This is a genomic window from Synergistaceae bacterium (genome assembly GCA_017443945.1).
Lineage (GTDB): Bacteria > Synergistota > Synergistia > Synergistales > Aminobacteriaceae > JAFUXM01.
The window spans coordinates 1-23,956 of sequence record JAFSXS010000090.1 but is presented as its reverse complement, the minus strand read 5'-3'; the positions used below and the strand labels follow the sequence as shown (position 1 = coordinate 23,956).

At 39.7% G+C, this 23,956-nt stretch carries 27 protein-coding genes; 16 read left to right on the top strand and 11 right to left on the bottom strand.

The window, feature by feature from the left end:
• Nucleotides 1-5: 5 nt before the first annotated feature.
• The 9 genes from IJT21_09220 to IJT21_09180 form a co-directional block, all read right to left on the bottom strand.
• The gene (locus tag IJT21_09220; GenBank protein ID MBQ7578431.1) at nt 6-1,202 is read right to left on the bottom strand and encodes a hypothetical protein; all 1,197 of its coding nucleotides are present in this window, start codon (nt 1,200-1,202) and stop codon (nt 6-8) included.
• Between the two features lie 6 nt (nt 1,203-1,208).
• Nucleotides 1,209-1,676, bottom strand: a complete 468-nt coding sequence (locus tag IJT21_09215) for an OmpH family outer membrane protein (GenBank protein MBQ7578430.1) — start codon at nt 1,674-1,676, stop codon at nt 1,209-1,211.
• A gap of 124 nt (nt 1,677-1,800) precedes the next feature.
• Nucleotides 1,801-2,262: a QueT transporter family protein gene (locus IJT21_09210; protein ID MBQ7578429.1), complete on the bottom strand. Its 462-nt coding sequence runs from the start codon at nt 2,260-2,262 to the stop codon at nt 1,801-1,803.
• 2 nt (nt 2,263-2,264) lie between these two features.
• Nucleotides 2,265-4,025, bottom strand: coding sequence for a hypothetical protein (locus tag IJT21_09205; GenBank protein ID MBQ7578428.1), 1,761 nt, complete (start codon nt 4,023-4,025; stop codon nt 2,265-2,267).
• Complete coding sequence (gene coaBC, locus IJT21_09200) at nt 4,009-5,211, bottom strand: bifunctional phosphopantothenoylcysteine decarboxylase/phosphopantothenate--cysteine ligase CoaBC (GenBank protein ID MBQ7578427.1); 1,203 nt, start codon at nt 5,209-5,211, stop codon at nt 4,009-4,011. The genes IJT21_09205 and coaBC overlap by 17 nt, the downstream gene beginning before the upstream one ends.
• The gene (locus tag IJT21_09195) at nt 5,204-5,416 is read right to left on the bottom strand and encodes a hypothetical protein (GenBank protein MBQ7578426.1); all 213 of its coding nucleotides are present in this window, start codon (nt 5,414-5,416) and stop codon (nt 5,204-5,206) included. The genes coaBC and IJT21_09195 overlap by 8 nt, the downstream gene beginning before the upstream one ends.
• 20 nt (nt 5,417-5,436) lie before the next feature.
• Entirely contained in the window at nt 5,437-6,045 is a 609-nt protein-coding gene (locus tag IJT21_09190; protein ID MBQ7578425.1) for a TerD family protein, read from the bottom strand.
• 3 nt (nt 6,046-6,048) lie between these two features.
• Complete coding sequence (locus tag IJT21_09185; protein ID MBQ7578424.1) at nt 6,049-6,735, bottom strand: TIGR00266 family protein; 687 nt, start codon at nt 6,733-6,735, stop codon at nt 6,049-6,051.
• A complete protein-coding gene (locus IJT21_09180; GenBank protein ID MBQ7578423.1) occupies nt 6,736-7,314 on the bottom strand; it encodes a TerD family protein in 579 nt (192 codons plus the stop codon).
• A gap of 337 nt (nt 7,315-7,651) precedes the next feature.
• On the opposite strand from IJT21_09180, the gene hxsA3 reads away from it, so the two are divergent.
• The 16 genes from hxsA3 to IJT21_09100 all read left to right on the top strand — a co-directional run bounded on the left by hxsA3 (nt 7,652) and on the right by IJT21_09100 (nt 22,110).
• Nucleotides 7,652-7,936: a His-Xaa-Ser repeat protein HxsA3 gene (gene hxsA3, locus IJT21_09175; GenBank protein MBQ7578422.1), complete on the top strand. Its 285-nt coding sequence runs from the start codon at nt 7,652-7,654 to the stop codon at nt 7,934-7,936.
• 20 nt (nt 7,937-7,956) lie between these two features.
• The gene (locus IJT21_09170) at nt 7,957-8,358 is read left to right on the top strand and encodes a hypothetical protein (GenBank protein MBQ7578421.1); all 402 of its coding nucleotides are present in this window, start codon (nt 7,957-7,959) and stop codon (nt 8,356-8,358) included.
• A gap of 78 nt (nt 8,359-8,436) precedes the next feature.
• Nucleotides 8,437-9,354 (top strand): hypothetical protein, encoded by a 918-nt coding sequence (locus IJT21_09165; GenBank protein ID MBQ7578420.1) that lies wholly within the window; start codon nt 8,437-8,439, stop codon nt 9,352-9,354.
• A gap of 19 nt (nt 9,355-9,373) precedes the next feature.
• Entirely contained in the window at nt 9,374-10,219 is an 846-nt protein-coding gene (hxsC, locus tag IJT21_09160; GenBank protein ID MBQ7578419.1) for a His-Xaa-Ser system radical SAM maturase HxsC, read from the top strand.
• A gap of 14 nt (nt 10,220-10,233) precedes the next feature.
• A complete protein-coding gene (hxsB, locus tag IJT21_09155) occupies nt 10,234-11,646 on the top strand; it encodes a His-Xaa-Ser system radical SAM maturase HxsB (protein MBQ7578418.1) in 1,413 nt (470 codons plus the stop codon).
• 233 nt (nt 11,647-11,879) lie between these two features.
• Nucleotides 11,880-12,038: a transposase family protein gene (locus IJT21_09150; GenBank protein ID MBQ7578417.1), complete on the top strand. Its 159-nt coding sequence runs from the start codon at nt 11,880-11,882 to the stop codon at nt 12,036-12,038.
• Nucleotides 12,039-12,309: 271 nt separating this feature from the next.
• The gene (locus IJT21_09145) at nt 12,310-12,720 is read left to right on the top strand and encodes a DDE-type integrase/transposase/recombinase (protein ID MBQ7578416.1); all 411 of its coding nucleotides are present in this window, start codon (nt 12,310-12,312) and stop codon (nt 12,718-12,720) included.
• A gap of 297 nt (nt 12,721-13,017) precedes the next feature.
• Nucleotides 13,018-13,860, top strand: coding sequence for a Sir2 silent information regulator family NAD-dependent deacetylase (locus tag IJT21_09140; GenBank protein MBQ7578415.1), 843 nt, complete (start codon nt 13,018-13,020; stop codon nt 13,858-13,860).
• Entirely contained in the window at nt 13,857-14,849 is a 993-nt protein-coding gene (locus tag IJT21_09135) for a hypothetical protein (protein ID MBQ7578414.1), read from the top strand. Before IJT21_09140 ends, IJT21_09135 begins: the two co-directional genes overlap by 4 nt.
• Nucleotides 14,850-14,981: 132 nt before the next feature.
• A complete protein-coding gene (locus tag IJT21_09130; GenBank protein ID MBQ7578413.1) occupies nt 14,982-16,337 on the top strand; it encodes an FTR1 family iron permease in 1,356 nt (451 codons plus the stop codon).
• Nucleotides 16,338-16,397: 60 nt separating this feature from the next.
• A complete protein-coding gene (locus IJT21_09125; GenBank protein MBQ7578412.1) occupies nt 16,398-16,982 on the top strand; it encodes an iron transporter in 585 nt (194 codons plus the stop codon).
• A gap of 145 nt (nt 16,983-17,127) precedes the next feature.
• Nucleotides 17,128-18,336 carry a DUF2318 domain-containing protein gene (locus tag IJT21_09120; GenBank protein ID MBQ7578411.1) on the top strand — a complete coding sequence of 403 codons (1,209 nt, stop codon included), beginning with the start codon at nt 17,128-17,130 and terminating at the stop codon, nt 18,334-18,336.
• A gap of 54 nt (nt 18,337-18,390) precedes the next feature.
• A complete protein-coding gene (locus IJT21_09115) occupies nt 18,391-19,686 on the top strand; it encodes an ABC transporter permease (GenBank protein MBQ7578410.1) in 1,296 nt (431 codons plus the stop codon).
• The gene (locus IJT21_09110) at nt 19,676-20,881 is read left to right on the top strand and encodes an FtsX-like permease family protein (GenBank protein MBQ7578409.1); all 1,206 of its coding nucleotides are present in this window, start codon (nt 19,676-19,678) and stop codon (nt 20,879-20,881) included. The genes IJT21_09115 and IJT21_09110 overlap by 11 nt, the downstream gene beginning before the upstream one ends.
• A gap of 6 nt (nt 20,882-20,887) precedes the next feature.
• Nucleotides 20,888-21,592, top strand: coding sequence for an ABC transporter ATP-binding protein (locus IJT21_09105; GenBank protein ID MBQ7578408.1), 705 nt, complete (start codon nt 20,888-20,890; stop codon nt 21,590-21,592).
• A gap of 83 nt (nt 21,593-21,675) precedes the next feature.
• Nucleotides 21,676-22,110 (top strand): hypothetical protein, encoded by a 435-nt coding sequence (locus tag IJT21_09100; GenBank protein MBQ7578407.1) that lies wholly within the window; start codon nt 21,676-21,678, stop codon nt 22,108-22,110.
• On the opposite strand, the gene IJT21_09095 is transcribed toward IJT21_09100, so the two are convergent.
• Complete coding sequence (locus tag IJT21_09095; GenBank protein ID MBQ7578406.1) at nt 22,103-22,837, bottom strand: glycosyltransferase; 735 nt, start codon at nt 22,835-22,837, stop codon at nt 22,103-22,105. The two genes, IJT21_09100 and IJT21_09095, sit on opposite strands and share 8 nt — an antisense overlap.
• A 16-nt stretch (nt 22,838-22,853) precedes the next feature.
• The gene (locus tag IJT21_09090; GenBank protein MBQ7578405.1) at nt 22,854-23,651 is read right to left on the bottom strand and encodes a glycosyltransferase; all 798 of its coding nucleotides are present in this window, start codon (nt 23,649-23,651) and stop codon (nt 22,854-22,856) included.
• Between the last annotated feature and the right edge of the window lie 305 nt (nt 23,652-23,956).

Here is a 23,956-nt window from a genome sequence, read left to right as displayed (position 1 = left end):
AATTTTTAATATCCGGGAATATAGGCGAGTCCCTTTGTGCTTACAACGTCAAGATTATCATATTTGCGGTTTCTTACTTCGACGATAAATACATTTCGTTCTGCTGGTCTGTGAAGGCGTGAAGAAATATTTAAATTCTGATTCCCAAACGGTATTGAGTCAGCGCGTTCAAGATTTCGTAATAATAAATTTCTCGGCAAATTGTCAATCGGCTTCGGCATTAATTCAATAGCTTTCTTGAGCCATTCTGTTAAAGCAACTGCCCGGCCTGCTGCGACTGTATCATCAATATGCATTGCACGTGTACGCCATAATTCGCGCTTTGTCTCGATAAAGCCGCCCATTGAAGCAAGTAAAATATTTTGATCCGCGAAAATCATTCCTCTGCATGATAAATAACTTGAGTCAGGTTCTGCACAATTCCATAAACGCCAGCTCGAACGAAGACGCATAAAATTACGCCAAATTTCGCGCGCTCCCATGCTGCCCATGAAAGAAATAATTACTCCGGCATTCTCGCCCTCATAGCTTTCTATTTCTTCGGCCATCATAGCAAATGTATCATGAACAGACGCGTCCGCCCAGTAAGGCATAGGCATAAATCCGGCATTATCGAGCATTGTATAACAAATTTTTGCTTCCCGTTCCTGATTGACTGTAAATCTGCTAGCGGCCAGTGCGATTCTTTTCTCGCGGTTATAGATTCTCTTAGCATACTCCGTGAAAGCATTGCACCTGTAATCACGAAATAAATCAAGCGCAAAAATATTCGGAAATGGACGACCACCGAAATCAATCAAGACACTTTCACCGCCTGCAAGCATTAAAGGAATTTCACGGCCTGCGAGTCGGGCAACAAGGACTCTATCAATTTCGGGCGATAAAGCAAAACTCATTATCGCGGCTGTATGGTCATCAATCGGAAAATTTAAATCTCTTGCGGGGTTATCGCTGCTTGTGTTGAGATTCAATCTGATAAATTTCAAGTCATGACCGCCCACGCCTGAGCCTGAGTCAGAAATTTCTGCCTCGCACCATTTTAAAGCGGTGTTAATAGATTTTCCCGGTTCAGAGTCCCAGCCGTTTGCAGGCGGAATGACTAAGACGTTCCATACCCAGTCATGTTTTATTTCACGCTGAGCACAGAACGCCGGATTAACTAAGCATAAAACGATTACGATTAACGCAAAAATTTTACGCATGAGAAATTATTTTTTCTTCGCTAACTGCTGGATAACGTCTTGAGTAATATCGACTCCGCCGATTAAGACAACGAATTTATCAAGCACGAGAGTTAATTTGCGCTTTACTGCAACTTCTCTGACTGCCTGCTCACAATCTCTATAAATGGGAGCCATTAACTTTTGCTCTTCCTGTGCGAGTTCGAGTCTTTTAGCTTGGACTGCTTGTGCTTTCTTGGCTGTATCTGTCTCTTTATCTGCGGCGGCTTTGGCTTCGCTTTCTTTCTGACGTGCGATTTGTGCGAGCTGCTGCTGAACTTGCTGTAATCTCGGGTGATTATTGAGAATTTCTCCTCTGTCGACTACTCCGACAAAATCTGCTCCTGCTGCGGGTGCGGGTTTGGGCTTTGCTGCTGCTGCGTTGGCGGCTATTGCACTGCTCATCACGAAAAGTGTAATTACTGTTACGATTAATAAAATCTTTCTTGACATCATTATTAAAACATTCCTCCAAAAATTTTATGCCCTGCATTCTAGCATTTATTTACTTTGCTTTAAACCGTAAAGATTACTTACTCTCGCAAGAATCTTTTATCAATGCACGACTATTATATAACAATTACTGCCTGTGAATTATATTTCTGCGCTCTAAAATTTTCATCAACGGCACACCGATTATATAACACGCGCCAATTTCACCGAGTGCGACATAAATTCCCGTCATGATTAACGGCACATTTTCGAGATAATGCAGCAATGCGCCTATAATAATCATATTCGAGACCACCGGCCATAATGCAGCGATATAAATATTTCTTGATTTACGAGTCAATACAGCTGCAATAAGAGTCGCAAGAGACCCGAAAACTATATCAAGAATGCCGAAACCTCCGTAAATATTCGCGATGACACAACCGGCAAAGAGTCCCGGCACAGCTTCAGGCAAATAGAACGGCAAAAGAGTCAACGCCTCCGAGACCCTGCACTGTAATGGCCCGTAAGAAATCGGCGCAAGAATAACCGTAAGAACTGCATACAATGCTGCGATTAATGCACCGTTTATAAGTGATTTAGTATTAATTGTTACTCGCTCCTTATTGTGATATTTGGACAAATTTTATTTTTGTGTCCGGCTGTGAATAGAGGCTCTAAAAGTTTTCTCACACTTTCGAGATAATTTGTATTGACTACTAACGGCAAATTTATATCTCCCGGATCCATCACGAAAAAATTATTTAACTCTAGAGTCTCTATAATTCTTTCACGCAATGACTCATCATCGCAGTCAATTTCTATCATACAGCCGTACGGGGGTAAATTATACTCTTTACGTGCAATAAGTTCAGAGTCTAAAAACTTTTTCCAGCCGTCATAAAGCTGACTCGCGAAAATTTTTCCTGATATTCTCGCCTGAACTAAAATTTTTCTCTCTGAGTCATTCTTACGCCCTCGAAAATATGAGTCATATAACATCCTAAAAGCGTTAAATCTCGTGTTATAGTCGGGTCTCAATAGCTCAGAATCTATATCGAGCCAGGCAATTAACGAGGGATTAATTTTTTCGCAGAGTTCCAAGCCTCTTATAGTGCTTAATATGAGACCTCTAAAATTTTTCTTTCTCGATTTATCGCCGTAAATGTAAATATTTTTGTAGTAGGGAGCAATAATTTTCGCAAGAGCTTCGAGTCCCGGACGTTTCCCGCGCAAAATATCGAATCCGCAATACTCGCATTTTTCCGGAGTCTCTCTGACTTGGCCGCAAAATCTACAGTGTAAAATTTTCCCGTCGTCCTCGCTTCTCATGATGTGGCCGCATTTAACGCACTTGACTGACTCGCCGCAATTCCCGCAGAAAACTTCTGATGACTCGCCTAAACGATTTAGAATCCAGATTACATTACGTTTTTGTATTAATTCTTTGTAAGTGCGCTTTATCAATGAAAATGTCAGCGGTATACTGCCTTCGATGCCCTTTTCTTGAGTTTTGCGCGAATAATTTATGTCAACGATTATGATATTTTTGCGGTCGGGTTTGATTTCCTGTTCGGGTTTAAGACGCTTGAAAGTTTTTAGTGACGGGACAGCACCTCCCGTGATTAGTTCTGAGTGATTGAAATATGCTCTACGGCCCGCAAGACTCCTCGCTGAAATATTTAACGCATAGGGAATTACATATGAAGGGTTTGACTCGTCCTCTATTATTATTCTGTCAGGCGATAGGGGCGCAAAGATTCCCCCTGGTGCTGCGATTACGATATTAAATTTTTTCATGTGAACGAGCTGCCATGCTTCCCAAATTTTTTTGCTCGTCGAAGGCCATAATAACGCTTGAGATTTCAAGGAGTCCGGTAAATTCTCGAAAAAATTAGCTGCTCTTGCGTGAGTCGGCAGTAACATAAGGGAACGCCCATTTTGTGAGAGTGAGTCAATGTAAAAATTATTTCTCACGTCATCAAAGGGGTTAAAGCAGCTTGACTCATGAAAAGTTTTTGACTCATCGTGATAAATTTGTGAAAGCGCAATTATTTCACCGTCTAAAAATTTTTGAGGCAATATAAGATTTAACGCGCTGCCTTCTCCGCACATGCAGATTTTCCCCGCCCATAGTGCCATATCCCATAAATCAGAGTCAATTACGCGATGAGAATCAATAATTTTTGCGACGGGCTTAATTTTCACTGATGAGTCAATATTTATTTTGCTTGCACCGAGAACGAAGCCGACTCTATTTCTGCCGTGTACAGGAACAAGAACGCGCGCGCCGGACTCTGGTACAATTTCGCACTCGTAAGTCAATGCACCCCATAGCGGCCAAGTTATTATCACGTCAATTAGACAGCACATAATCCCAAATTTCAAACGCTATTTCCTGTTTCAGACCCGTAAAAATTTTTTCGTCCTTTGTCTCGTCTCTGGGGATTACCCTTATTATGTTAGAGTCGCTCGCAAAACCTGAATCTTTGCCGGTTACGTCATTTGCCAGAATGTAATCAAGATTTTTGCGCGATAATTTTTCCCGTGCATGAGTCAAAATATTTTCTGTCTCAGCAGCAAAACCGATTAAAATTTGATTCTCGCATTTGAGTCTTCCTACTTCGGCGGCTATGTCGGGATTCTGCACGAGTTCAATAATTAGCGAGTCTTTTCCCTCACGTTTTATTTTCTGAGCGTTAAAATTTTTTGCCCGATAATCACCGACCGCAGCAGCTTTCACGATAAAATCAGCCCATTCTAAATTTTTCATTACGGCATTTAGCATTTCTTGTGCAGAACTCACGCGAATCACTTCAAAACCGTATGAGTCAATATCTGCCGGCCCCGCGATTAATTTAACGTCAGCACCCCTGAGCCACGCCGCACGAGCCATAGCCACGCCCATTTTTCCTGTACTCGGATTTGATATATAACGAACGGGATCTAAATATTCATGAGTCGGCCCTGCTGTGATTAAAACTTTTTTCCCGGACATGTCATTAACGCCGCACAAAACTTTTTGAAGCTCGTAAAAAATTTCTTGAGGTTCAGGCATTCTCCCGCGACCTGACTCACCGCACGCCAAATCGCCGGAAGCAGGTTCTATTATATTTATGCCCCGCTCTGACAAAATTTTTATATTCACCTGTGTAGCTGGATTCATGAACATTTTTTGATTCATAGCAGGAAAAATTATAATCGGACATGAAGCCGCTAAAATCGTTGAAGTTAATAAATTGTCCGCGATCCCGTGTGAAATTTTCGCAAGAGTGTTCGCGCTGCACGGTGCAATAGCTATGACATCAGCCCATTCAGATAATTTTATGTGCGGGATATTATGACCTTCTGCGATAAAATCATTTTCGCGCCAAACCCGTTTATTTGCAAGTGTCGCAAGAGTCATAGGCGTTACAAAATTTTCTGCTGAAGGAGTCATAATTATTTCGAGTTCGCAATTTGATTTCTTTAGCAGTCTCACTAAGAACGGAATCTTGTAGGCCGCTATACCTCCTGTGATGCCCAGTAAGATTTTGCGGCCGTTAGTAAATTTATTCATTGACTGTGTGTGCGTTGATGGGGCTTGTGCCTGCTTCTATTTCGCTGAGAACGTCAGAGATAAAAAGCTCGTTTGTCGGATTAGTTCTGTCGTACGATGCTTCTTCACTTTTTCTGCGTGCCTCTGCTGCAACTTTAGCGGTAATCTCATATTTATTAGTAGTCCCGCATTCTTTAGCAAGCCATTCTAAGTCGTAAAATTTCATGAGTAAAAATTTCCCCTCCTTTAAGCGAATCTCCGTAAAAGCTCGCTGATTGAATTATCGTGTGTTGCCTGGCCGATTGCGTTAAATTTCCACTGGCCGTTGCGTAAATACATTTCTCCGAATATCATAGCAGTCATTGAGTCATAGTTTTCTGATAAATTATATCTGCATAATTCCTGATTATTATCGCCGTCATAGATTCTGATAAAAGCGTTGTTAATCATTCCGAAATGCTGTCCGCGCTCATTGGCCTTATAAATATTTACAACGAATATAATTTTATCGTATTTTGCGGGAAGTGATGTAAGGTCTATAAAAATTTCTTCGTCGTCGCCCTCGCCTGCACCGGTTAAATTATCGCCCATATGACGGACTGCTCCTGATGAGTGCTTGAGATTCCCGAAATAAACTACGTCTTCAGAGTCTGTTACTTTGCCGTTCACGCACAAAAATACAGTTGCGTCGCAGTCAATATCGTGAGTCTTTTTCCCGCCTCCGAACAGACCGCCCAAGAATCCGCCCGACTCCTTTTTTATTTCGTCCCAGCCGAGACCGATTACAACTTTTTTTAGCGAGCCTCCGTCAGATTTCCTGAGTTCAACTTTTTGACCCTTTTGTAAATTTACCATTTATTAATTGCCTCCTATGCCTAAAGATTTAAGCCATGTTGTAAAAGCGTCGGGATTTCTCGTTTGAATTAAAACCGTTCCCGGCCCTGTGAATCTGCAAACAAGACTCTCACCGCTCGCAATACTTGAGAACCACCCGCTAGCAGCCTTCTCGATTTTATATTGCATGTAATCAGGCCAAGCGACTAAATGTCCGTTATCAATAATAAATTCTTCGTTGTCTGCTAAATTAATTGCGTGGATTGCCCCGAAGCTGCTAAGAAAAACAGTCCCGCGTCCGTGAACGTTCAAGACAAAGAATCCTTCACGAGAAAATAACCCTTGCGATAAATTTTGCATTGTTGTATCAATTTCTATGCTTTCTTCTGACGCTAAGAATCCATTTTTCTGGACTCTCAGTCCGTAAGAGCCGTCAAGATTTACATCAATTATTCCGCCCGGTGCAGGATGACCAAATAAAACACTGCCGGGGCCTCTTGCTGCTGTTACACGCTGAAAGAAAAAACTTTCTCCCGTTAAAAATTTTCGCGCCAAACCTCCGAGAAAGCCTTTATTGCCCATTGAACCGGAAATATCGAGATTTGCAGACATTGCGACCATTGCATCAGACTCGGCCTTGACTGACTCGCCGGTTTGTAAATCGCACTTAACGACGGGAAAAGCGTCCTGATGTAAAATTTCGTATTTCATTTAGACGTTCACGCCGAAATTAACGCACAACGCACGCAGACCGCCTTTGAAGCCTGAACCTGTTGCTGTAAATTTCCATTCGCCCGCGTTCCTGTAAAGTTCACCGACAACAACAGCTGTCTCAATCGAGAAATCTTCGCCCAAATCGTAGCGTATTAATTCCTGATTCTTGGCCTCGTCGACAACTCTAATAAAAGCGTTTGAGACCTGTCCGAAATTTTGCCGTCTTGACTCTGCTTCGTGAATAGTAACGGTGAACGCAATTTTTTCGATATTTGCCGGAACTCTGGAGAGATCGATTTTAATTTCTTCGTCGTCGCCGTCTCCTGCACCGGTTAAATTGTCGCCCATATGCTGAACTGCTCCCGATGAGTGCCGCGCGTTGTTATAGAATATGAAATCTGAGTCGTTCGTAACTTTGCCGTTTGCACCGAGTAAAAATGCTGCTGCGTCGAGGTCGAAATCTGAACCGGTATCGTATTTGTTCACATCCCAGCCGAGTCCGACAAGTAAGCGCGAGAGTCCCGGGTTGCCCTTAGTGAGGTCTACTTTTTGACCCTTTGATAAACTTATTGCCATAAATAAAGCCTCCTTACAAATTATAGTGCGCGTTTTTTGTGATTATATCATGCAAAAAAATTTACTGACTTCATGACAAGAGCGCGAAAAATTTTTTATATTTATGTTGCACGAAGAGGCTATAATTTCTGTTAAGTGAAGAATAATTGTGGTGGGTTCGTTAATGGTGGTGCTTGCGTGTAGTATCCATAACCATAGCAGCAGTTATAATTATCACTCAAATATTTATGTCCCATACGTGAAGACTCCTGTATCGCCTGATATAGTCCCAGTTAAATAATTATTCATGTATAATGGTAGCAATTCAGATAAAATTTTTTAATGGGAATAATTAATCATGTCGAAGAAGTTATTTAGTGAGCTTGAGTCAGTTGTCAATCATTCTATATCAGATTTTCTGCTTGATGAAGAGGCCAGTATACCGAAGGGACAGCTTCTCGCGGTGGGGTCATTAATGGTGGTGCTTGCGTGTACCCTTTGTGTAGACGATGCATCTGCTTGGCACGGCAGCCACAGTAATTTTGGTCATATGAGCCATAGCAATTATACTTATCCGCGTCATTCGAGCCACTCAAGCCACGCGAGTCATGCAAGCCATAACAATAATATGTTTAAATGGTAGTATCATTACGGAGAAAAAGTTTGAAATCATATGAACTGACGAATAACGGTTTTGTTATAAGACTCGACAGAAATTTATACGCCCGTGAAGCTGTTATGAAAGCTCTATATCGTTTTCACGAGAAATATATTATTTATTATGAGAACGACGGTGCATTTATTAATGTATTCTTTGAATCAGCCGAAAAATTAATTTCTATCGAGCAGGAAATAGCAATTATCATGAAGGAACTTAGCTTTCAAATGATTAGGCTTGACACTGCCCGCCGTACAAAGGGTATAAGAGAATTACTTGTAGCGCGCTCCCTTTATGCTTCATGCATTGAACCTGAACGGGAAATTTCAGAGTCCGACACAGTAGAAATAAAATCAAATTGGCGCGAGGATGAGAAAAATATTTTTGCTAGCTGGTCTGAAGAATAAATAATGACTCCTGCATATATATTACTCGTATTAATTGCCTCAATAACTGGAGCTTTCACTGATATTAGCTCAGGACGAGTGAGAAACAAACATTTAATTATTTTCTTGGCTGTCTGGACGGTTATTGTTGCTAGTGAATATTTTATCTCGCAGTCATTATCGATTCAGATTTTACCGTTTGCAATAAATTTTTTATTCGCAGTCATAACGGCTGTAATATTTTATATGACAGATATTTGGGCACCGGGGGACTGCAAATTTTATATTGTTATCTCGTTAATTTTTCCTATGCGCTTTTATGTTGTGAGAGACGGGAATATTTTTCCTGCATTGAATTTCGTTATATATTCCTTTGCGCTTGGGTATATTTTCTTGATTATAACAACTTTTATGCGCAAAAATGGCGGTAAAATCAACATAAATTATAATTTCAGCTTTCGTAACGCTATTTCTATTCTCGCAAATGCAGGTGTAATATCATTCTTTAATATTTTGCTGAACACTTGCGCGCCCGACTTCTTTTATGCAAATCAAATGTTGTGCGTACTATTTTCGATCGCGTTAATATTTCTGATTCATAATAAATTTGACCCTGCAAGAAAAATAATAGGCCTTATGGGCTTGATATTCAGTATATTATCAAACACTTTTATAAATTTAGCTCTCAGCCTCGTTATAGCGTCTATAATAGAATTTATCAGCAATAGAGTCAGAGTCAATACTTACCGGGAAATTTCAGCGGATGAAATACGGCCGGGAATGATTCTAGCTTTTGTTTCGTTATGGGCTATGAAAAAATGTACTGATCCTGAACTCCCAAAGATTACAACGGAAAATAGAAGGTCTCGAATCACAAAGAGTCAGGCTAAAGCTATAAAAATTTGGTGCAGGAACAATCACAGCAATATAATTATAGTCGAAATGATGCCCTTTGCGCCTTTTATTGCCGGAGCTGTATTAATTGAAATATTGCGATTCATTTTGCTTGGACGCTAGAAAGGGGAAATAAAATTTTATGGCAGATACTATATTTACTACGGGGCTTTGCAACTCTAACTGTATAATGTGTCCATACACGGAAAATTTCAGGCTTAATGCAAAATCTGAGCCGCTAACTAATCTGAAAAAATTTATTGCCTCAATGAGTCCCCATACTGAATATATATGTATAACCGGCGGAGAACCTACAATACTGCGCGACGATTTTCTGAATCTGGTTGATTATTGCAGAAATTATTTTTCTTCCGCGATACTGCACATTCTCACAAACGGGCGTACATTTGCGTATAAAGATTTTCTCTCAGATTTCCAAAAAGTTAGGCCGTATAAAACTTTATTAGGGATTCCTCTTCATGCTGATAATTCCGGACTTCATGATTATATTTCACAGACTGAAGGCAGCTTTAACGAGACTCTGTGCGGGCTTGATAATCTTCATAAATCCGGAGAACATATCGAAATCCGTATAGTAACATCAAGACTCAATTATAAAAATTTGCCTGCACTCGCTTTTATGATTGCGAAAAAATATCCCTATTGCAGTCATGTCTGTTTAATGGGGCTTGAGATGATGGGCAATGCTATGATTAACAGAAATAAAGTCTGGTGCAGTTATGATGAATTATGGCCGTTTGTTCGTGAAGCAGCTTATATACTCATTATGAACGGCGTAGAAGTCGAATTATATAATTATCCGCTCTGCATTGTAGATAAAAATTTGCAGACTATATACAGAAAAAGTATTACACCTTCAAAAATTGAATACTTGAATGAATGCGGAATTTGCACGAGAAAAAATGATTGCGGAGGATTTTTCCGTACTACGAAAATTATGCCTGATATAAACATTAGGCCGTATTAAAAGGTGAATCGCACATGAATTATTTTACAGCTTATTATAACTGGACGGAATTTAACGGGGATTTTTTGCTGACAAATGATATGGGCAAATATTTTTTCCTGAGCAAAGATAAATTTTATGATTTTGTAGAAGGCAGATTATCACCAGAAAGCAATATATTTAATTCTCTGCAAAAACTCGGTTTTGTTTACTATGACAGGGACAAATATATATCAAAATTTCAGCATGATATGGCCGCGATGAAAAAATGTCTCTTGAGTGCTGCACAACTTTTTATAATTGTATTGACTGATTCATGTAATCAACGCTGTATTTACTGTCAGGCGGGAGAAGCAAATATATCAAAAATTTCTGTTGAAGTATGCAGGAAAGCTGTTAATTTAGCTGTACAATCTCCCGTTTCACATATGACGATTGAATTTCAGGGCGGCGAACCTACACTAAATCCAGAGGCTTTGAGATTCACTATTTCATATGCACGGCAAATTTTTAAAGAGCACGGAAAACACGTCGATTTTGCAATAGTAAGCAATTTCACAAATATTGACTCTGATTTATTACGCTGGCTGATTGATAATGATATACATATTTCTACGTCTCTTGACGGCAATAGAATCATACACGAATATAACCGGCCTTTGTCTGTGAATAAATCAAGTTATGACGCTTGGCACGCAGGAGCAGATTTATACAGAAAACTTTGCATAGAGTCCGGGAAAAATCCTGTAATCAGTGCTATTCAGACAACAACCCAAAAATCATTGAATTTTCCTGAAGAAATAGTTGACGAATACATATCTAACGGAATGAATAATATTTATATTCGACCGCTGACACCGTTGGGGCGTGCTCGTGAAAATTGGGATATTATAGGCTATACTCCGGAAGAATATGTAAAATTTTATTGCAGAGTGCTTGATTATATGCTCAAAAAGTGTCAGCAGGGAATTTATATTACAGAGTCTACGGCCTGTATTTACTTGAGACGCATTCTAAATAATGAATCAGCCGGCCACACTGAATTTCGTTCTCCTTGCGGTGCTGCAACGGGACAAATTGCTGTTAATTTCGACGGAAATATTTATACTTGCGACGAAGGCCGAATGTTTGCGAATATGGGCGATAATATTTTTTGCTTGGGAACTGTTGACAACACTTACCGCGAATTAATGTTGTCGCCTGCCGCACATGCAATATGCACAGCTTCATGCATTGAGTCTCTTCCGATGTGCTGTGATTGTGTGTATATGCCTTATTGTGCTGTATGCCCTGTTATTAATTACGGCCTCGAAGGTGATTTAATTCAACACGGCGAAAATTTTTATAAATGTGTAATTGCAAAGGGTATATTAACGCATTTATTCGAAATTATTAATCGCAATAATCCCGCAGAAGTTTCAATTTTGCAACAGTGGGCAAATAATTAAAATTTTTCGCATGTAAATTATCACGATAAGAAAATTTTTCTCCGTGCGAGTGTGTACGGGGTTTATTTATATTTCTTGTATAAACTTTTTCGGAATCATACAGAGCAAATAGAAAAATTACATATGAAAAATTTCAAAGGATTTTAGGTGTTAAGCGTAATACATTTTTTATCGTGCTTGATAAATTTATAGAAAGCCATAAAATGGGAGGTGTCCGCCTGAGATTAATACTTTTGTGCATCTTTTTAGCTTATTATCGCAATTATCGTACTATGGAAGATATTGCAAACGAATATGAAATATCCGTAAGTACAACATATGACATAATAAAACTTGTAGAAAAACATTGGCTTCATGTGAAGAATTTAAGCTCTCTGATAAACAAAAACTGAAAGTAAAATCAAGCGGCTAAAAAGGGAACATCAGAATACTACAGCGGCAAGAAAAAGAAATACACACAAAAAGCTCAAATAGTAATAAATTTTATATTACAGGGGAAATTTTTGCGGAGGCCGTAATTAGGGTTTGTCCAAAATTTTGTGTAATTAGAAAATTGAAACCTTGCAAATACTGAATTTCGGATTCCATTTACACAAAAATCTGACACTCCCTTATATTAATTTATAATGTCATGCATAAAAATTTACTTTCCGAAAGTGTTTATTGAAACAACAGTTTAATCCTAAATCACCTAACCAAGTCTGGGCTAGTGATATAACTTATATTCGTACCTCCAAAGGTTTTTGCTATCTTTGTGTAGTAATGGATCTTTTTGCAAGAAAAATTATCAGTTGGCAACTTTCTCAGAGTTTGAATGCTAAACTTGTCGAGAAAAGTATAGTTCATGAATGGAATAATAGAGACTGTCTCTCACTTATTATATTTCATTCAGATAGGGGCTCTCAGTACACTTCAGAAAAAATTAGAAATTTGCTTTACAAAACAGTTTTTATAATCCTAAACACCCTCATAGTGCTAATAGCGGACTTTCACCTGATGAAAGAGAAATATTTTTTGAGAAAGAAAATACAATATAATTTTTATTTTTCCTGTTTTATGTGTCTACTTTATTGACAATAATTCAGAGTTTTAGGGATTTTGTCTCGCACACATACAACAAATTTTTTGTAAATATTCAAGTTTTAATATATATACACTCAACAAAAATATTTTGTCATAGTTTTCCGAAAATGTTTAATGTTCTCTTCCTGAATTTTTCATTACGTAACTCATGTTTATATATGTTAATAAGTTTTTTAGCTATAAAATATTTTTTCTGTCATGCCATTATAAGCAACACCTCTCGGCAGCAAAAAACAAAATCTCCCTCCCATAAACTATAATATGCGCAAAAGGAGTTGAAAAAATTTCATGACAGAGACAGAAAAATTTACGCGACTCAAAAACGCATTAAACGAGTCTCAAGCAATAATAATCGGAGCAGGCGCAGGACTCTCAACTTCAGCTGGACTCACTTACGACGGCGGGAGATTCACAAAAAATTTCGCTGACTTCGAGAAAAAATATAATTTCCATGACATGTATTCAGGAGGCTTCTGCACGTTCGAGTCAAGCTCCGAAAAATGGGCATTCTGGAGTCGAAATATTTTCTTGAACCGCTTCACTAATCCGCCCAAACCAGTTTATAATAATTTATTGAATATCTTGGACGGGAAAAATTATTTTGTCATCACAACAAATGTAGATCACTGCTTCCAACGCGCCGGATTTGACAAAACTAGACTCTTTTACACTCAAGGCGATTACGGTTTATTTCAATGTCCGCTGCCATGCCACTATAAGACTTATGACAACGAAGAAATAATCACAAAAATGTTTTATGGCCAGAAAAATATGCGAGTCCCCGAAAATTTAATCCCTCACTGCCCTAAATGCGGCCGGGAAATGACAACAAATTTGCGCATTGATGATACTTTCGTCGAGGACTCCGGATGGCACAAAGCAGCAAAAAATTATTCCCGTTTCCTTGATGATAGCTGCAAGAAAAAAACTTTGTTCCTCGAACTCGGCACAGGCTACAACACGCCAGGAATAATAAAATTTCCATTCTGGAAAATGACTCGTGAATGGCCAGACGCTTTTTACTGCTGCATAAATCTCGGTGAGGCTCATATACCTTCACGCGCAGGAATTTCTGAACGTTCTATCAGCATTGATTCTGACATTGGCGAAATCCTAGAAAAATTATTGTGAGCGCAAAATTTTCGAGCTTTGAAGACTTCCTGCGAAAAACGGCGAATCAAGACAGACAATTTTTACGGGGCGACGAGCTTTATAAGATTCCCGAGTCAATTAACGCGCTCGCAAATAGTTTCGGCGGATGGATAATCGCAGGTGCTGAACTCGATACACAGGACAATATAATAATTTCAGGTTTGCCCGACAACACAAAAATTTTCAGGCCGGACTCGCAAATATTTGACTCTCCTGCACGAATCATAATTTTTCCCGTTGAAGCTCTTTCATGGCACGACAAACCGCAAAATTTACATAACAAAGTCTTTCGCAGAGTTGAAGGCGTTAATCTCATGTCAGGCAGGCACGCAAAAATTTTAATGGCCTCTGACTCTCTGGAATTTTCCCGCGATGATTTCCCCGTTTTTGACTCGCTTGATGAAGATTGCATAAAAAAATTTCGCAGCGTTCTAACAAATTTGCACGATGAATATAAATTTTTGACCAATCAAGAATTTTTGCGGAGGAGCTTTATTTATTCGGGTAAACACTTAACTTTTGCAGGTGCGCTAATGTTTGGCAGACGTTTAGAGATTCGCGCAGAACTTCATCACACGCAAATAATTTCACTTGAAGCAAATAATATCTGGGACGCTTACACAAAAATTTTGCCTAGACTGACTCTAAAACTTTCTAACAAGTGCGCAGACTCATTCAGGGAAATTTTTATAAATGCGCTCATTCACTCAGATTACAATATCGACAATCACATAAATATAAATATTATCTCAAATCCTCCGCGCGTAATAATTGACAACCCCGGCACAATCAGAGGCACTACAAGAAATTTGCGCCTTCAAAAAATTTTTTCTCTCGCAGGAATAAACACTAACGGACTCGACTCTGTAAAACTTTATGAGCCTTCATTTAATTTGCGTCAGGACATGCTGAATTTCAGAGTCAGCGCAACTCTTTCACTCGAAGGCAGAAAAATTATTTTGCTGTAAAGTTTGCTGCAATTAACTTTTTCTCTTGACCGGAAAAATAAACACTGCTAAAATTTTTCACGTAATAAAGTTTGACTCACATAATTTTTCAGAAGGAGATTGACTCATTTGTTCAGGAATAAACGAGCTGTTATGCTTGTGCTTGTGATTTGTGCGCTAATTTTTTCGTGCGTGAATGAATCACAGGCCGCAAAGAAGAAAAAACGTTATGACGACTGGCGCGGGGTTGCTGCTGATATGGCACTTGAATTTAACGCAGCTATCGAAGACGTTAAGGCCGATAAATACAAGGACGCTTATAATCACGTGAACGACGCATATTTTAAATATTACGAGGTTCAAGGCTTTGAAAGCACTGTAATGTATGCGATTTCGGCGGCAAGAGTCAATCACATAGAGGCGCAATTTAGAGACATAAAACATGTTTTACTAGGCAATCAGGACAAAGAAAAAAATTTGTTGATGCAGCAAATAGAGGATCTCAAGATAAAAGTTTATAAGGACGCAATGGTCTTAGACGGTAAAGTAGAAATTGATGATCCTGACTCGCTCGGCCTCGCGTTATATAGTGATACTCAAGTTTCAAAGCCTGATTTTGTAGTAGCTGCTGAACCTGCAAAACCTGCCGAGACTCCGACCCCTGCTCCTGCTTCAACGGAAAAACGAGCTCCCGTTAATAGAGACTGGCTTACATTCTTGACGGCGTTCGGGCTTCTTGTGCGTGAAGGACTCGAGGCAATTCTCGTAATCGTGGCTATTGTTGCGTACTTAATCAAAACGGGAAATAAGAACATGCTGAAGGGCGTTTATTTAGGGTCATTTGCGGCGATTATAGCGAGCGTTATTCTTGCTTGGCTGCTTGAGACTCTAATGGGCGAACAAAGCGGAGTCGCACGTGAATTATTAGAGGGCTGGACGATGTTTCTTGCGGTGGCAGTATTATTTTATGTCAGCAATTGGATGTTGTCGAAAGCTGATAATATCGCGTGGGAAAATTATATTAGCGGCAAAGTTCAGCAGTCAATAGATTCAAAGAGTCAATGGACATTAATTTTTGCGGCATTCATTGCGGTAATGCGTGAGGGCGCAGAATTGATATTATTCTATTCAGCAGCGTTTACAGGCGGAATGAGCAACCCGGCTTATATTGCATATGGAATCGGCGCGGGGATTCTTGTTCTTGTTGCTGTATGGGTCGCGTTTAGATATTTCAGCGTGAAACTGCCTTTGCGTGCGTTCTTCATGTTCACGAGCGTTTTATTATTCCTGATGTGTATTTCATTTATGGGCAAGGGAGTTGTTGAGCTCACAGAAGCCGACGTTATAACGGGACGTACAGTAATTCCCGCTATGAAAGGTTTCTCAATTGAGATATTGAGCATTTACGACCGTGCAGAGACTCTTATTCCGCAAATAATGCTTGTAATCGCGGCAGTATGGATAATGATCCCGCACATTTTCAGGAAGAGAAAGAATCAGGATAAATAACCCGTATGATAGTTAATGCGGGAGATTTATAAAAATTTTTCTAGGAGGTAAATAATTATCATGAAAAAATTTATTCTCGCTGTATTAATGCTCACTCTTGCATTTGCCGGAGCAGCTTTCGGAGCAGCAGCAGTACCAGTTAAACCCGGTGAAACAGGTTTTGAAGAGATTCCGATCGGTGAGACTCAGGTCGGCCCCTACAACGTAGCAGCGGTATATTTCCAGCCCGTTGACATGTACCCGGCCGGAAAAGGTGTATCACGTGAAGACTCAGACCTGCATTTGGAAGCAGATATTCATTTGAAGCCTGAAGACGCAATTAAATACGGTTTCGGCAACGGTGAAGACATTTGGCCGGCATATCTCACAGTTAAGTATGAGATCGCAAAAGTTGACGGCACTGTTGTAATGTCAGGTTCATTTATGCCCATGAACGCGAGCGACGGCCCTCACTACGGATCAAATATCAAGAAGGGACTCCCCGTTGGACCTTACAAGCTGAAATTTATAATTGAGCCTCCGACGGATTATTTACTTCACATTGATGACGAGACCGGCGTACCAGCTAAAGAAGGCGCAAAAGAGTTCTTCAAGACTCATACAGTAGTATTTGATTGGAATTACACCGGCGAACAGCTGCAATAATTTATAACGCGGCTTCATTCGTAAAAATTTTATCTAGGGGGCTTTGCTTAATTGCAGAGTCTCCCGTTTTTGTGTTGTGAGGGAGTGAGGGAAAATTTTAAAATATCTCGTCGCCGTTACTGATCATTTAGCGGCCTTTGCTTTTATGTTGGGAGTAATATTCAGTTTTTCGCGCAAAAAATTTGTTGTATTAGCTTCATTGCTGGGAATTATAGCGGGCGTTATAGTTTTTTGCGTGAGATTATACGATCCTAAGGGCATGAATTTAATTTTGCTTGCGTTTAACCGGCGAGTCGTGATAAGTCTTGCGTTAATATCTGTGAGTGTCTTAATTTTTACGGGATTGACAGCTATTATCAGGAAAAAATTTATCTGGCTCATGAATCTTGTATTGCTGTCGATAATGATATTTGCTGCGTTTATGTATTTATTGCCGCCGATATTGCAGTTTACGCGGGAATTTATTTATTTCGGCGAGGCAGGGATCAGCACAAATGCAATGTTACGCGCTTTAGGTTATACGCTGGGAATAATTTTATGTCTGTTAATCACGCTGGGCGGTTATGAAGTCCATAAATCTTTGAATACAGCGAGTCAGAGTTATTTATTCATGATTTTGTCGATTCTAATATTTGCACTTGAATATATTGCGTCGGCTGTAGTGGCTCTGCAAAAATTGAAGCTGTTAAAAATTTCTGACTCGTTCATGAATATTTCAGTATTTGACGTTATGATCTGGCACAATGCGAACCCGAACGCGTTTTTATTCTGTGAGCTTGCGTTGGCTGTAATTATGTTAGTCTTTGTTATTATTACACATTTAAGGCCGTCTCACGAGTTCCCGAACAAAGCATTACTCCGCAAAGAAAAAGCGCGTTTAAGAGATTGCCGCCGCTGGTCTATGAGTCTTGCGATATTTGGAATGCTTGCGATTTTTACTGTTACAGTTCTGCACTATTACGACAATAAACCGCCGGTAGAGATTCAGCCGGAGCCTTACGAGATTTCAAACGGGGTAATTTCTATTAAGCTCGAAAATATTTCAGACGGACATTTGCATAAATTTTCGTATATGACTCCAAACGGCTATGATGTGAGATTTCTTGCGGTGAAGAAACCTGCGGGGACAGCATACGGGATCGGACTTGACGCGTGCGAAATCTGCGGGATTGCGGGATATTTTGAGCGGGGAGATGAAGAAGTCGTATGCAAGCGTTGTGATGTCGTCATGAATAAGAATACTATAGGTTTTAAGGGCGGTTGTAATCCGATACCGTTTGAATATGAGATTAAGGACGGAAAAATTTTTATAGATGTCAAAGTTTTAGAGGCTCACGAAAATAGATTTAGATAAAATTTTAAGGTTTTGACTTTGATTTTATAGATTTGGAGGCATGAATACACAAAAATGTTTTGGAGAATGGTAACAAAGACTCTAATCCGTCAGAAAAATAAAATGTTGATGATAGCTTTCACTGTAATATTAGGTGTCTCGCTCTCTACTGCTATGATGAATGTAATGTTAGGTGTCGGCGATAAGGTCAACCGGGAATTAAAAGTTTACGGCGCAAATATAACGGTCAGGCACAAGGATGCAGCACTAATGAGCGATTTATACGGGCTGACAGGACTCGGAGTCAACGACAAATTTTTATACGAGGAAGATATTTTCAAGCTCAAGTCAATTTTCTGGGGATTCAATATTTTAGACTTTGCCCCTATCTTGGAAGGACACGCAGTTTTACAGGTTAAAGGCCGTCCGGGTGTAATCGGTGAAGCAGCTTTATTCGGAACTTGGCCGGAGAAGCACGCGACTTTATCAACGGGCGAAGAATTAAATACGGGCTTGAAAGCTATTCGCACATGGTGGGAAATTTCCGGCGAATGGCTCAACGAGTCAGACAATGACGCAGTAATGATAGGAAAATTGCTCGCCTCAAGAAATAATATTAACATCGGGGACGCAATTACTTTGACAAATAACGGCATCGTAAAAAATTTTCGCGTAAAAGCTATCTTCAATGACGGCGGAAACTCTGACGAAAAAATTTTAATGCCGCTCGAATCGTTGCAGGAATTAATGAATCTTCACGGCAAAATTTCAAGTATAGAAGTCTCTGCACTCACTACGCCCGATAATGATTTAGCACGCAAGGCCGCGCAGGATCCCCGAAGTCTTTCACCTGATGAATACGAAACATGGTACTGTACTGCATATGTGAGCGCGATTTGTCATCAGATTCAAGAAGTAATAAGGGACGGAGTCGCAAAAGCAGTCAGACAGGTTGCAGAGTCAGAAGGCACAATTTTAAACAAGACGACTCTATTAATGATTCTGATTACGATTTTAAGCTCGATAGGTTCAGCTCTTGCAATCTCGAATTTAATCACAGCAAGTGTCATAGAACGAAGTCAGGAATTAGGACTCTTAAAGGCTTTGGGCGCGTATAACTGGCAAATTGCTTTACTCGTCCTCGTTGAAGTAATGATTACGGGCTTATTAGGCGGTATTCTGGGTTATTTTCTGGGCATAGGCTTTGCGCAGATTATCGGACAAACTGTATTCGGCTCATATATAGAAATTGCGCGGATGGTCATATTAATTGTTGCAGTAATATTATTTTTCGTTACGTTAATCGGCAGCATTCCAGCGATACGTTATTTAATGGCACTGAAGCCGACGGAGGTTCTACATGGCAAATAGACAGAAAATGTATATAAAAATGGTAACAAGTTCATTAATTCGCCGTGCATCAAGATTAATTATTGCGGTGCTTGCTATTGCGATAGGTGCGACAATTTTATCTGGACTCGTTACTATTTATTATGATATTCCCGATCAATTAGGGCGCGAATTTAGGTCATACGGAGCGAATTTAATTATTTTGCCTAGAGGGGACTCAAAGATTACGCGCGGGATTCTTGACTCGTTAAAAAATTTAATCGGCTCAGATAAATTAGTCGGGATTGCTCCATATCGTTATCAGACAGTGAAAATTAACGAGCAGCCATACATCATAGCCGGCACTGATTTAGAGCAGGCAGAAAAAAACAGTCCGTTCTGGTATATTGACGGGAGCTGGGGAAATTCGCGGGAAAATTTGCGTGTTATGGTCGGTCATGAGATTGCAGAGACGTTAAATTTGAATCTCGGCGACTCATTCATGGTACAGGGCGTTAAATACGGCGAGCAGGCTCAAGCGTCAGGACAGAATCTTTCAGCAGCAGAGAATCAAAAACGTGATTTAGCGCGTCAAAACTTTCATAAAACTTTTACAGTATGCGGCATTGTCTCAACTGGAGGAGCTGAAGAGGGCTTTATTTTCGCAGATATTGATATGTTAAATGACTTAATCGGCGATACTTTCAGGGCTGACGTTATAGAATGCAGCGTAATAGCAGACGCAAAAGAGTTAGAAATTATTTCGGCCAAGATCGAGCATGATTTACCGGATTTACAGCCCCGTGCAGTGAGAAGGCTTACTCAATCGCAGGATATAGTATTAGGAAAATTGCAGGCGTTAGTATTGCTTGTTACAGTTGTTGTGCTGATTATAACTATGATTTCAGTATATACAACTATGATGGCAATGGTAGCAGAACGACGGCGGGAAATTGCGTTAAAAAAGGCTCTCGGCGCAGAAAATAAATTTGTCATGGGAGAATTACTCGGCGAGGGCGTTTTACTGGGTTTTATCGGCGGTGCATTAGGAGTCTGGCTCGGTTTTGAATTTGCCCAGCGTGTGAGTCTAAATGTTTTCGGGCGCGCTATAAATTTTCAGTGGGCGTTAATTCCCGTTACCATAATAGTTTTTATCGCAATAACCGTAATGGCCTCGATAATTCCTGTGCGCAAAGTAATGGATATACATCCTGCAATAGTCTTGAAGGGAGAATAATTTTTTATGGCAGGCAAAATTTTAGAGCTAAAAAATGTTTCAAAAATTTATGGCAGTCTCAAAGCATTAGCAGATATAAATTTAACCGTCAACGCAGGCGACTGGCTCTCAATAATGGGGCCTTCAGGATCCGGCAAAACAACGATGATTAATATTATCGGCTGCATGGATACGCCCTCACTTGGAAATGTTATTCTTGATGGAGTCGACATAAGCAAAGAAAACGCAGCGAGTCTGACTCGAATTAGGCGCGATAAAATAGGGTTAATCTTTCAACAATTTCACCTTATAAGCTACTTGACGGCACTAGAAAATGTCATGGTCGCACAATATTATCACAGTATGCCCGACGAGTCAGAAGCAATGGAAGCACTTGAGAAAGTCGGACTCAAGGACAGAGCAAAGCACTTGCCCGCCCAGCTTTCAGGAGGAGAACAGCAGAGAGTCTGTATTGCCCGTGCATTAATAAATTCTCCTAAAATTTTATTGGGCGACGAACCAACCGGAAATCTTGACGAGGAAAACGAAAAAATTGTAGTAGATTTATTTAGGCGGCTTCATAGTGAGGGCGTTACGATTATAATAGTTACTCATGATCCTGAAGTCGGCGACGTTGCGCAAAGAAAAATTATTCTCGAACACGGGAAAATTATAGACGATATTGACCAGTCAGCTACTTTCGGTGAGGCTCTCAAGCTAAGAGGGCAATAAATTTATAGACCGCCCCGGACATGATATTATTGTAAAATAAAAATGTTCGAGGCAGTCAAAATATAATTATGTGAGGTTATAGAATGCGATACAATTTTTACGGCTGGGAAAATGCTTTAAACGTTCACGCGATTAATCACGACTATGCAAATATAGAGACTCCCTGCGATTTATATAACGCGCTCTTAAAAATTTGGTGTGAATATTCATGTGCGCCTAGACTTCGGGAAAATTGGAGCGAAGAAAATATAACGCTTGGTCAGTGTTCGATTACGGCATTTCTTGCACAGGACATTTTTGGCGGGAAAGTTTACGGGATTCTGAGGCCTGGCGGAAATTATCACTGTTATAACGACGTTGACGGAAAAATTTTCGATCTCACCAGCGAGCAATTTGGCAGTGAAGAACTTGATTACACCCACAATCCGGAACAATCCCGCGCGACTCACTTTGCTAAGACCGAGAAAAAATTACGCTACGAATATATAAAATCTGAACTCGCGAAAAATTTTAAGTGAGAATATATTTAACCGCCTCAAATAATAATCTATGTAGATAATAAAATTTGCTCATGCCGTATTTCTTGTAAATCCCGTAAATTTCGTTAATGCGCTTCTTAACGTCTGCAAAACTTTTCTGCGTACTCATGCCCCCGAAAGTGAAATTGCTGATAACTTTATCGAGAGTAATAATTTTTTTGCCGTCAAGATAAACATGTGTAGCAAAGTCGAAATCATCATGTGAATTAGTCAACGGATAGGGGTACTCAAGCAAAATTTTTCTTGCAGCAAACGCCGCCGGGTGGCACCAATGCGAAGTAGTCCATAAAAAGCCCCTTTTTGCGTGTTTTATCATGTTGCCTGTACGCTTAATGACTCGAATACTTCCCCAAGCCAAGTCAAATTTTTCACGTTCGTATAATTCCGCCATAGTTTGAACTGCGTCGGGTTCGTAATAATCATCAGCGTTAATTTGTCCGACGATAACTCCATTAGCGAGCCTTGCGCCTTTATTGAGAGCGTCATACATTCCCTTATCAGGTTCAGAAATAATTTGCATAGTTCGTCCGGGAGTTGCATTAAATTTTTCGCGGTAAGATTCAGCGATTTTTACTGTGTCATCGTGTGAATTTCCATCAATTATTATATATTCGATATTGTTATAAGTCTGATTCATTACTGACTCGATTGTCCGCGCGATCGTTGCTGAACTATTTAGAGCGACTGTCAAAATTGTAACCAGCAAAATTTAATCTTCCTCCTTATGCCATTAAATATTTAGTAAATTCATATATAAATCTTTGCACATAATATAATTTGCTCAACCCGTAACGCCTATAAATTTTGCAAATAGCTTTCCATCTTCTTATGACCTCGCTTAAACTTTTTTGTGTGCTCATTCCGCCGAAATTGAAATTTGAGATAACTTTATCTGTAACGCTTAATTTCTTGCCTTCACAATAACATCGTAATATAAAATCGAAATCGTCGCAGAAGTCTTCTAATATGTAAGGATATTCGAGTAAAATTTTTCGTTCTGAGAAGGTCGAAGCGTGGTGCCAATGGGTTGTAGTCATGCCTCCCCCTCCTTTAGGTAATTTCGCGTGCTTGATAATGATTCCTTTACCCGTTTTTATTCTGACAGTTCCCCATGCAACATTAAATTTTTCGCGCTCGTATAATTCTGCCATAGTTTTCACTGCGTCAGGCTCGTAAAAATCGTCGGAGTTGACTTGACCTACTATAACGCCATTTGCGAGTCTTGCGCCCTTATTGAGAGCGTCATACATTCCCAAATCAGGCTCAGAGATAATTTTCATAGTGCGGCCCGGTATAGCATTAAATTTTTCGCGGTATGACTCAGCGATTTTTACTGTGTCGTCTTGTGAGTTTCCGTCGACGATTATATATTCAATATTGTTATAAGTCTGCTTCATGACTGACTCGATAGTCCGCGCGATTGTTGCAGAACTGTTTAGAGCAACTGTCAAAACTGTAACGAGTATAATTTTTCTCACCTCGAAAACGATTATAACACGCAATAAAATCAATATCTGCAAGAAATTTTTTATCACACAAAACAGGCAATCACAATATTTCACGATAATTTATCACATGCACAAAAAATTTTTTTATGAAAGTGTTGACATCTAAGAAATAGGGTGTATAATTTCCCTTGTTGCGCTTGAGAGAGACAGACGCTCAATAGAGAAGAAGTCAGGAACCAAGCAAGACGAGCGAAATAATAACAAATTTCGAGTATATTGACAGAGCTAATTTACAGATGAGAATATGAATTTTTGTTTTGCGATTATAAAGCTAGAAATCAAACAAAATAACTGAGAGTTTGATCCTGGCTCAGGAT

Coding starts and splice junctions, on each gene's coding strand:
- IJT21_09195 (MBQ7578426.1), bottom strand. CDS start 5,416: ATGAAATTTTACGACTTAGAATGGCTTGCTAAAGAATGCGGGACTACT.
- hxsB (MBQ7578418.1), top strand. CDS start 10,234: ATGAATTATTTTACAGCTTATTATAACTGGACGGAATTTAACGGGGAT.
- IJT21_09180 (MBQ7578423.1), bottom strand. CDS start 7,314: ATGGCAATAAGTTTATCAAAGGGTCAAAAAGTAGACCTCACTAAGGGC.
- coaBC (MBQ7578427.1), bottom strand. CDS start 5,211: ATGAATAAATTTACTAACGGCCGCAAAATCTTACTGGGCATCACAGGA.
- IJT21_09215 (MBQ7578430.1), bottom strand. CDS start 1,676: ATGATGTCAAGAAAGATTTTATTAATCGTAACAGTAATTACACTTTTC.
- IJT21_09110 (MBQ7578409.1), top strand. CDS start 19,676: ATGGCAAATAGACAGAAAATGTATATAAAAATGGTAACAAGTTCATTA.
- hxsA3 (MBQ7578422.1), top strand. CDS start 7,652: ATGTCGAAGAAGTTATTTAGTGAGCTTGAGTCAGTTGTCAATCATTCT.
- IJT21_09130 (MBQ7578413.1), top strand. CDS start 14,982: ATGCTTGTGCTTGTGATTTGTGCGCTAATTTTTTCGTGCGTGAATGAA.
- IJT21_09125 (MBQ7578412.1), top strand. CDS start 16,398: ATGAAAAAATTTATTCTCGCTGTATTAATGCTCACTCTTGCATTTGCC.
- IJT21_09220 (MBQ7578431.1), bottom strand. CDS start 1,202: ATGCGTAAAATTTTTGCGTTAATCGTAATCGTTTTATGCTTAGTTAAT.
- IJT21_09120 (MBQ7578411.1), top strand. CDS start 17,128: ATGTTGGGAGTAATATTCAGTTTTTCGCGCAAAAAATTTGTTGTATTA.
- IJT21_09185 (MBQ7578424.1), bottom strand. CDS start 6,735: ATGAAATACGAAATTTTACATCAGGACGCTTTTCCCGTCGTTAAGTGC.
- IJT21_09205 (MBQ7578428.1), bottom strand. CDS start 4,025: ATGTGCTGTCTAATTGACGTGATAATAACTTGGCCGCTATGGGGTGCA.
- IJT21_09100 (MBQ7578407.1), top strand. CDS start 21,676: ATGCGATACAATTTTTACGGCTGGGAAAATGCTTTAAACGTTCACGCG.
- hxsC (MBQ7578419.1), top strand. CDS start 9,374: ATGGCAGATACTATATTTACTACGGGGCTTTGCAACTCTAACTGTATA.
- IJT21_09190 (MBQ7578425.1), bottom strand. CDS start 6,045: ATGGTAAATTTACAAAAGGGTCAAAAAGTTGAACTCAGGAAATCTGAC.
- IJT21_09140 (MBQ7578415.1), top strand. CDS start 13,018: ATGACAGAGACAGAAAAATTTACGCGACTCAAAAACGCATTAAACGAG.
- IJT21_09115 (MBQ7578410.1), top strand. CDS start 18,391: ATGTTTTGGAGAATGGTAACAAAGACTCTAATCCGTCAGAAAAATAAA.
- IJT21_09105 (MBQ7578408.1), top strand. CDS start 20,888: ATGGCAGGCAAAATTTTAGAGCTAAAAAATGTTTCAAAAATTTATGGC.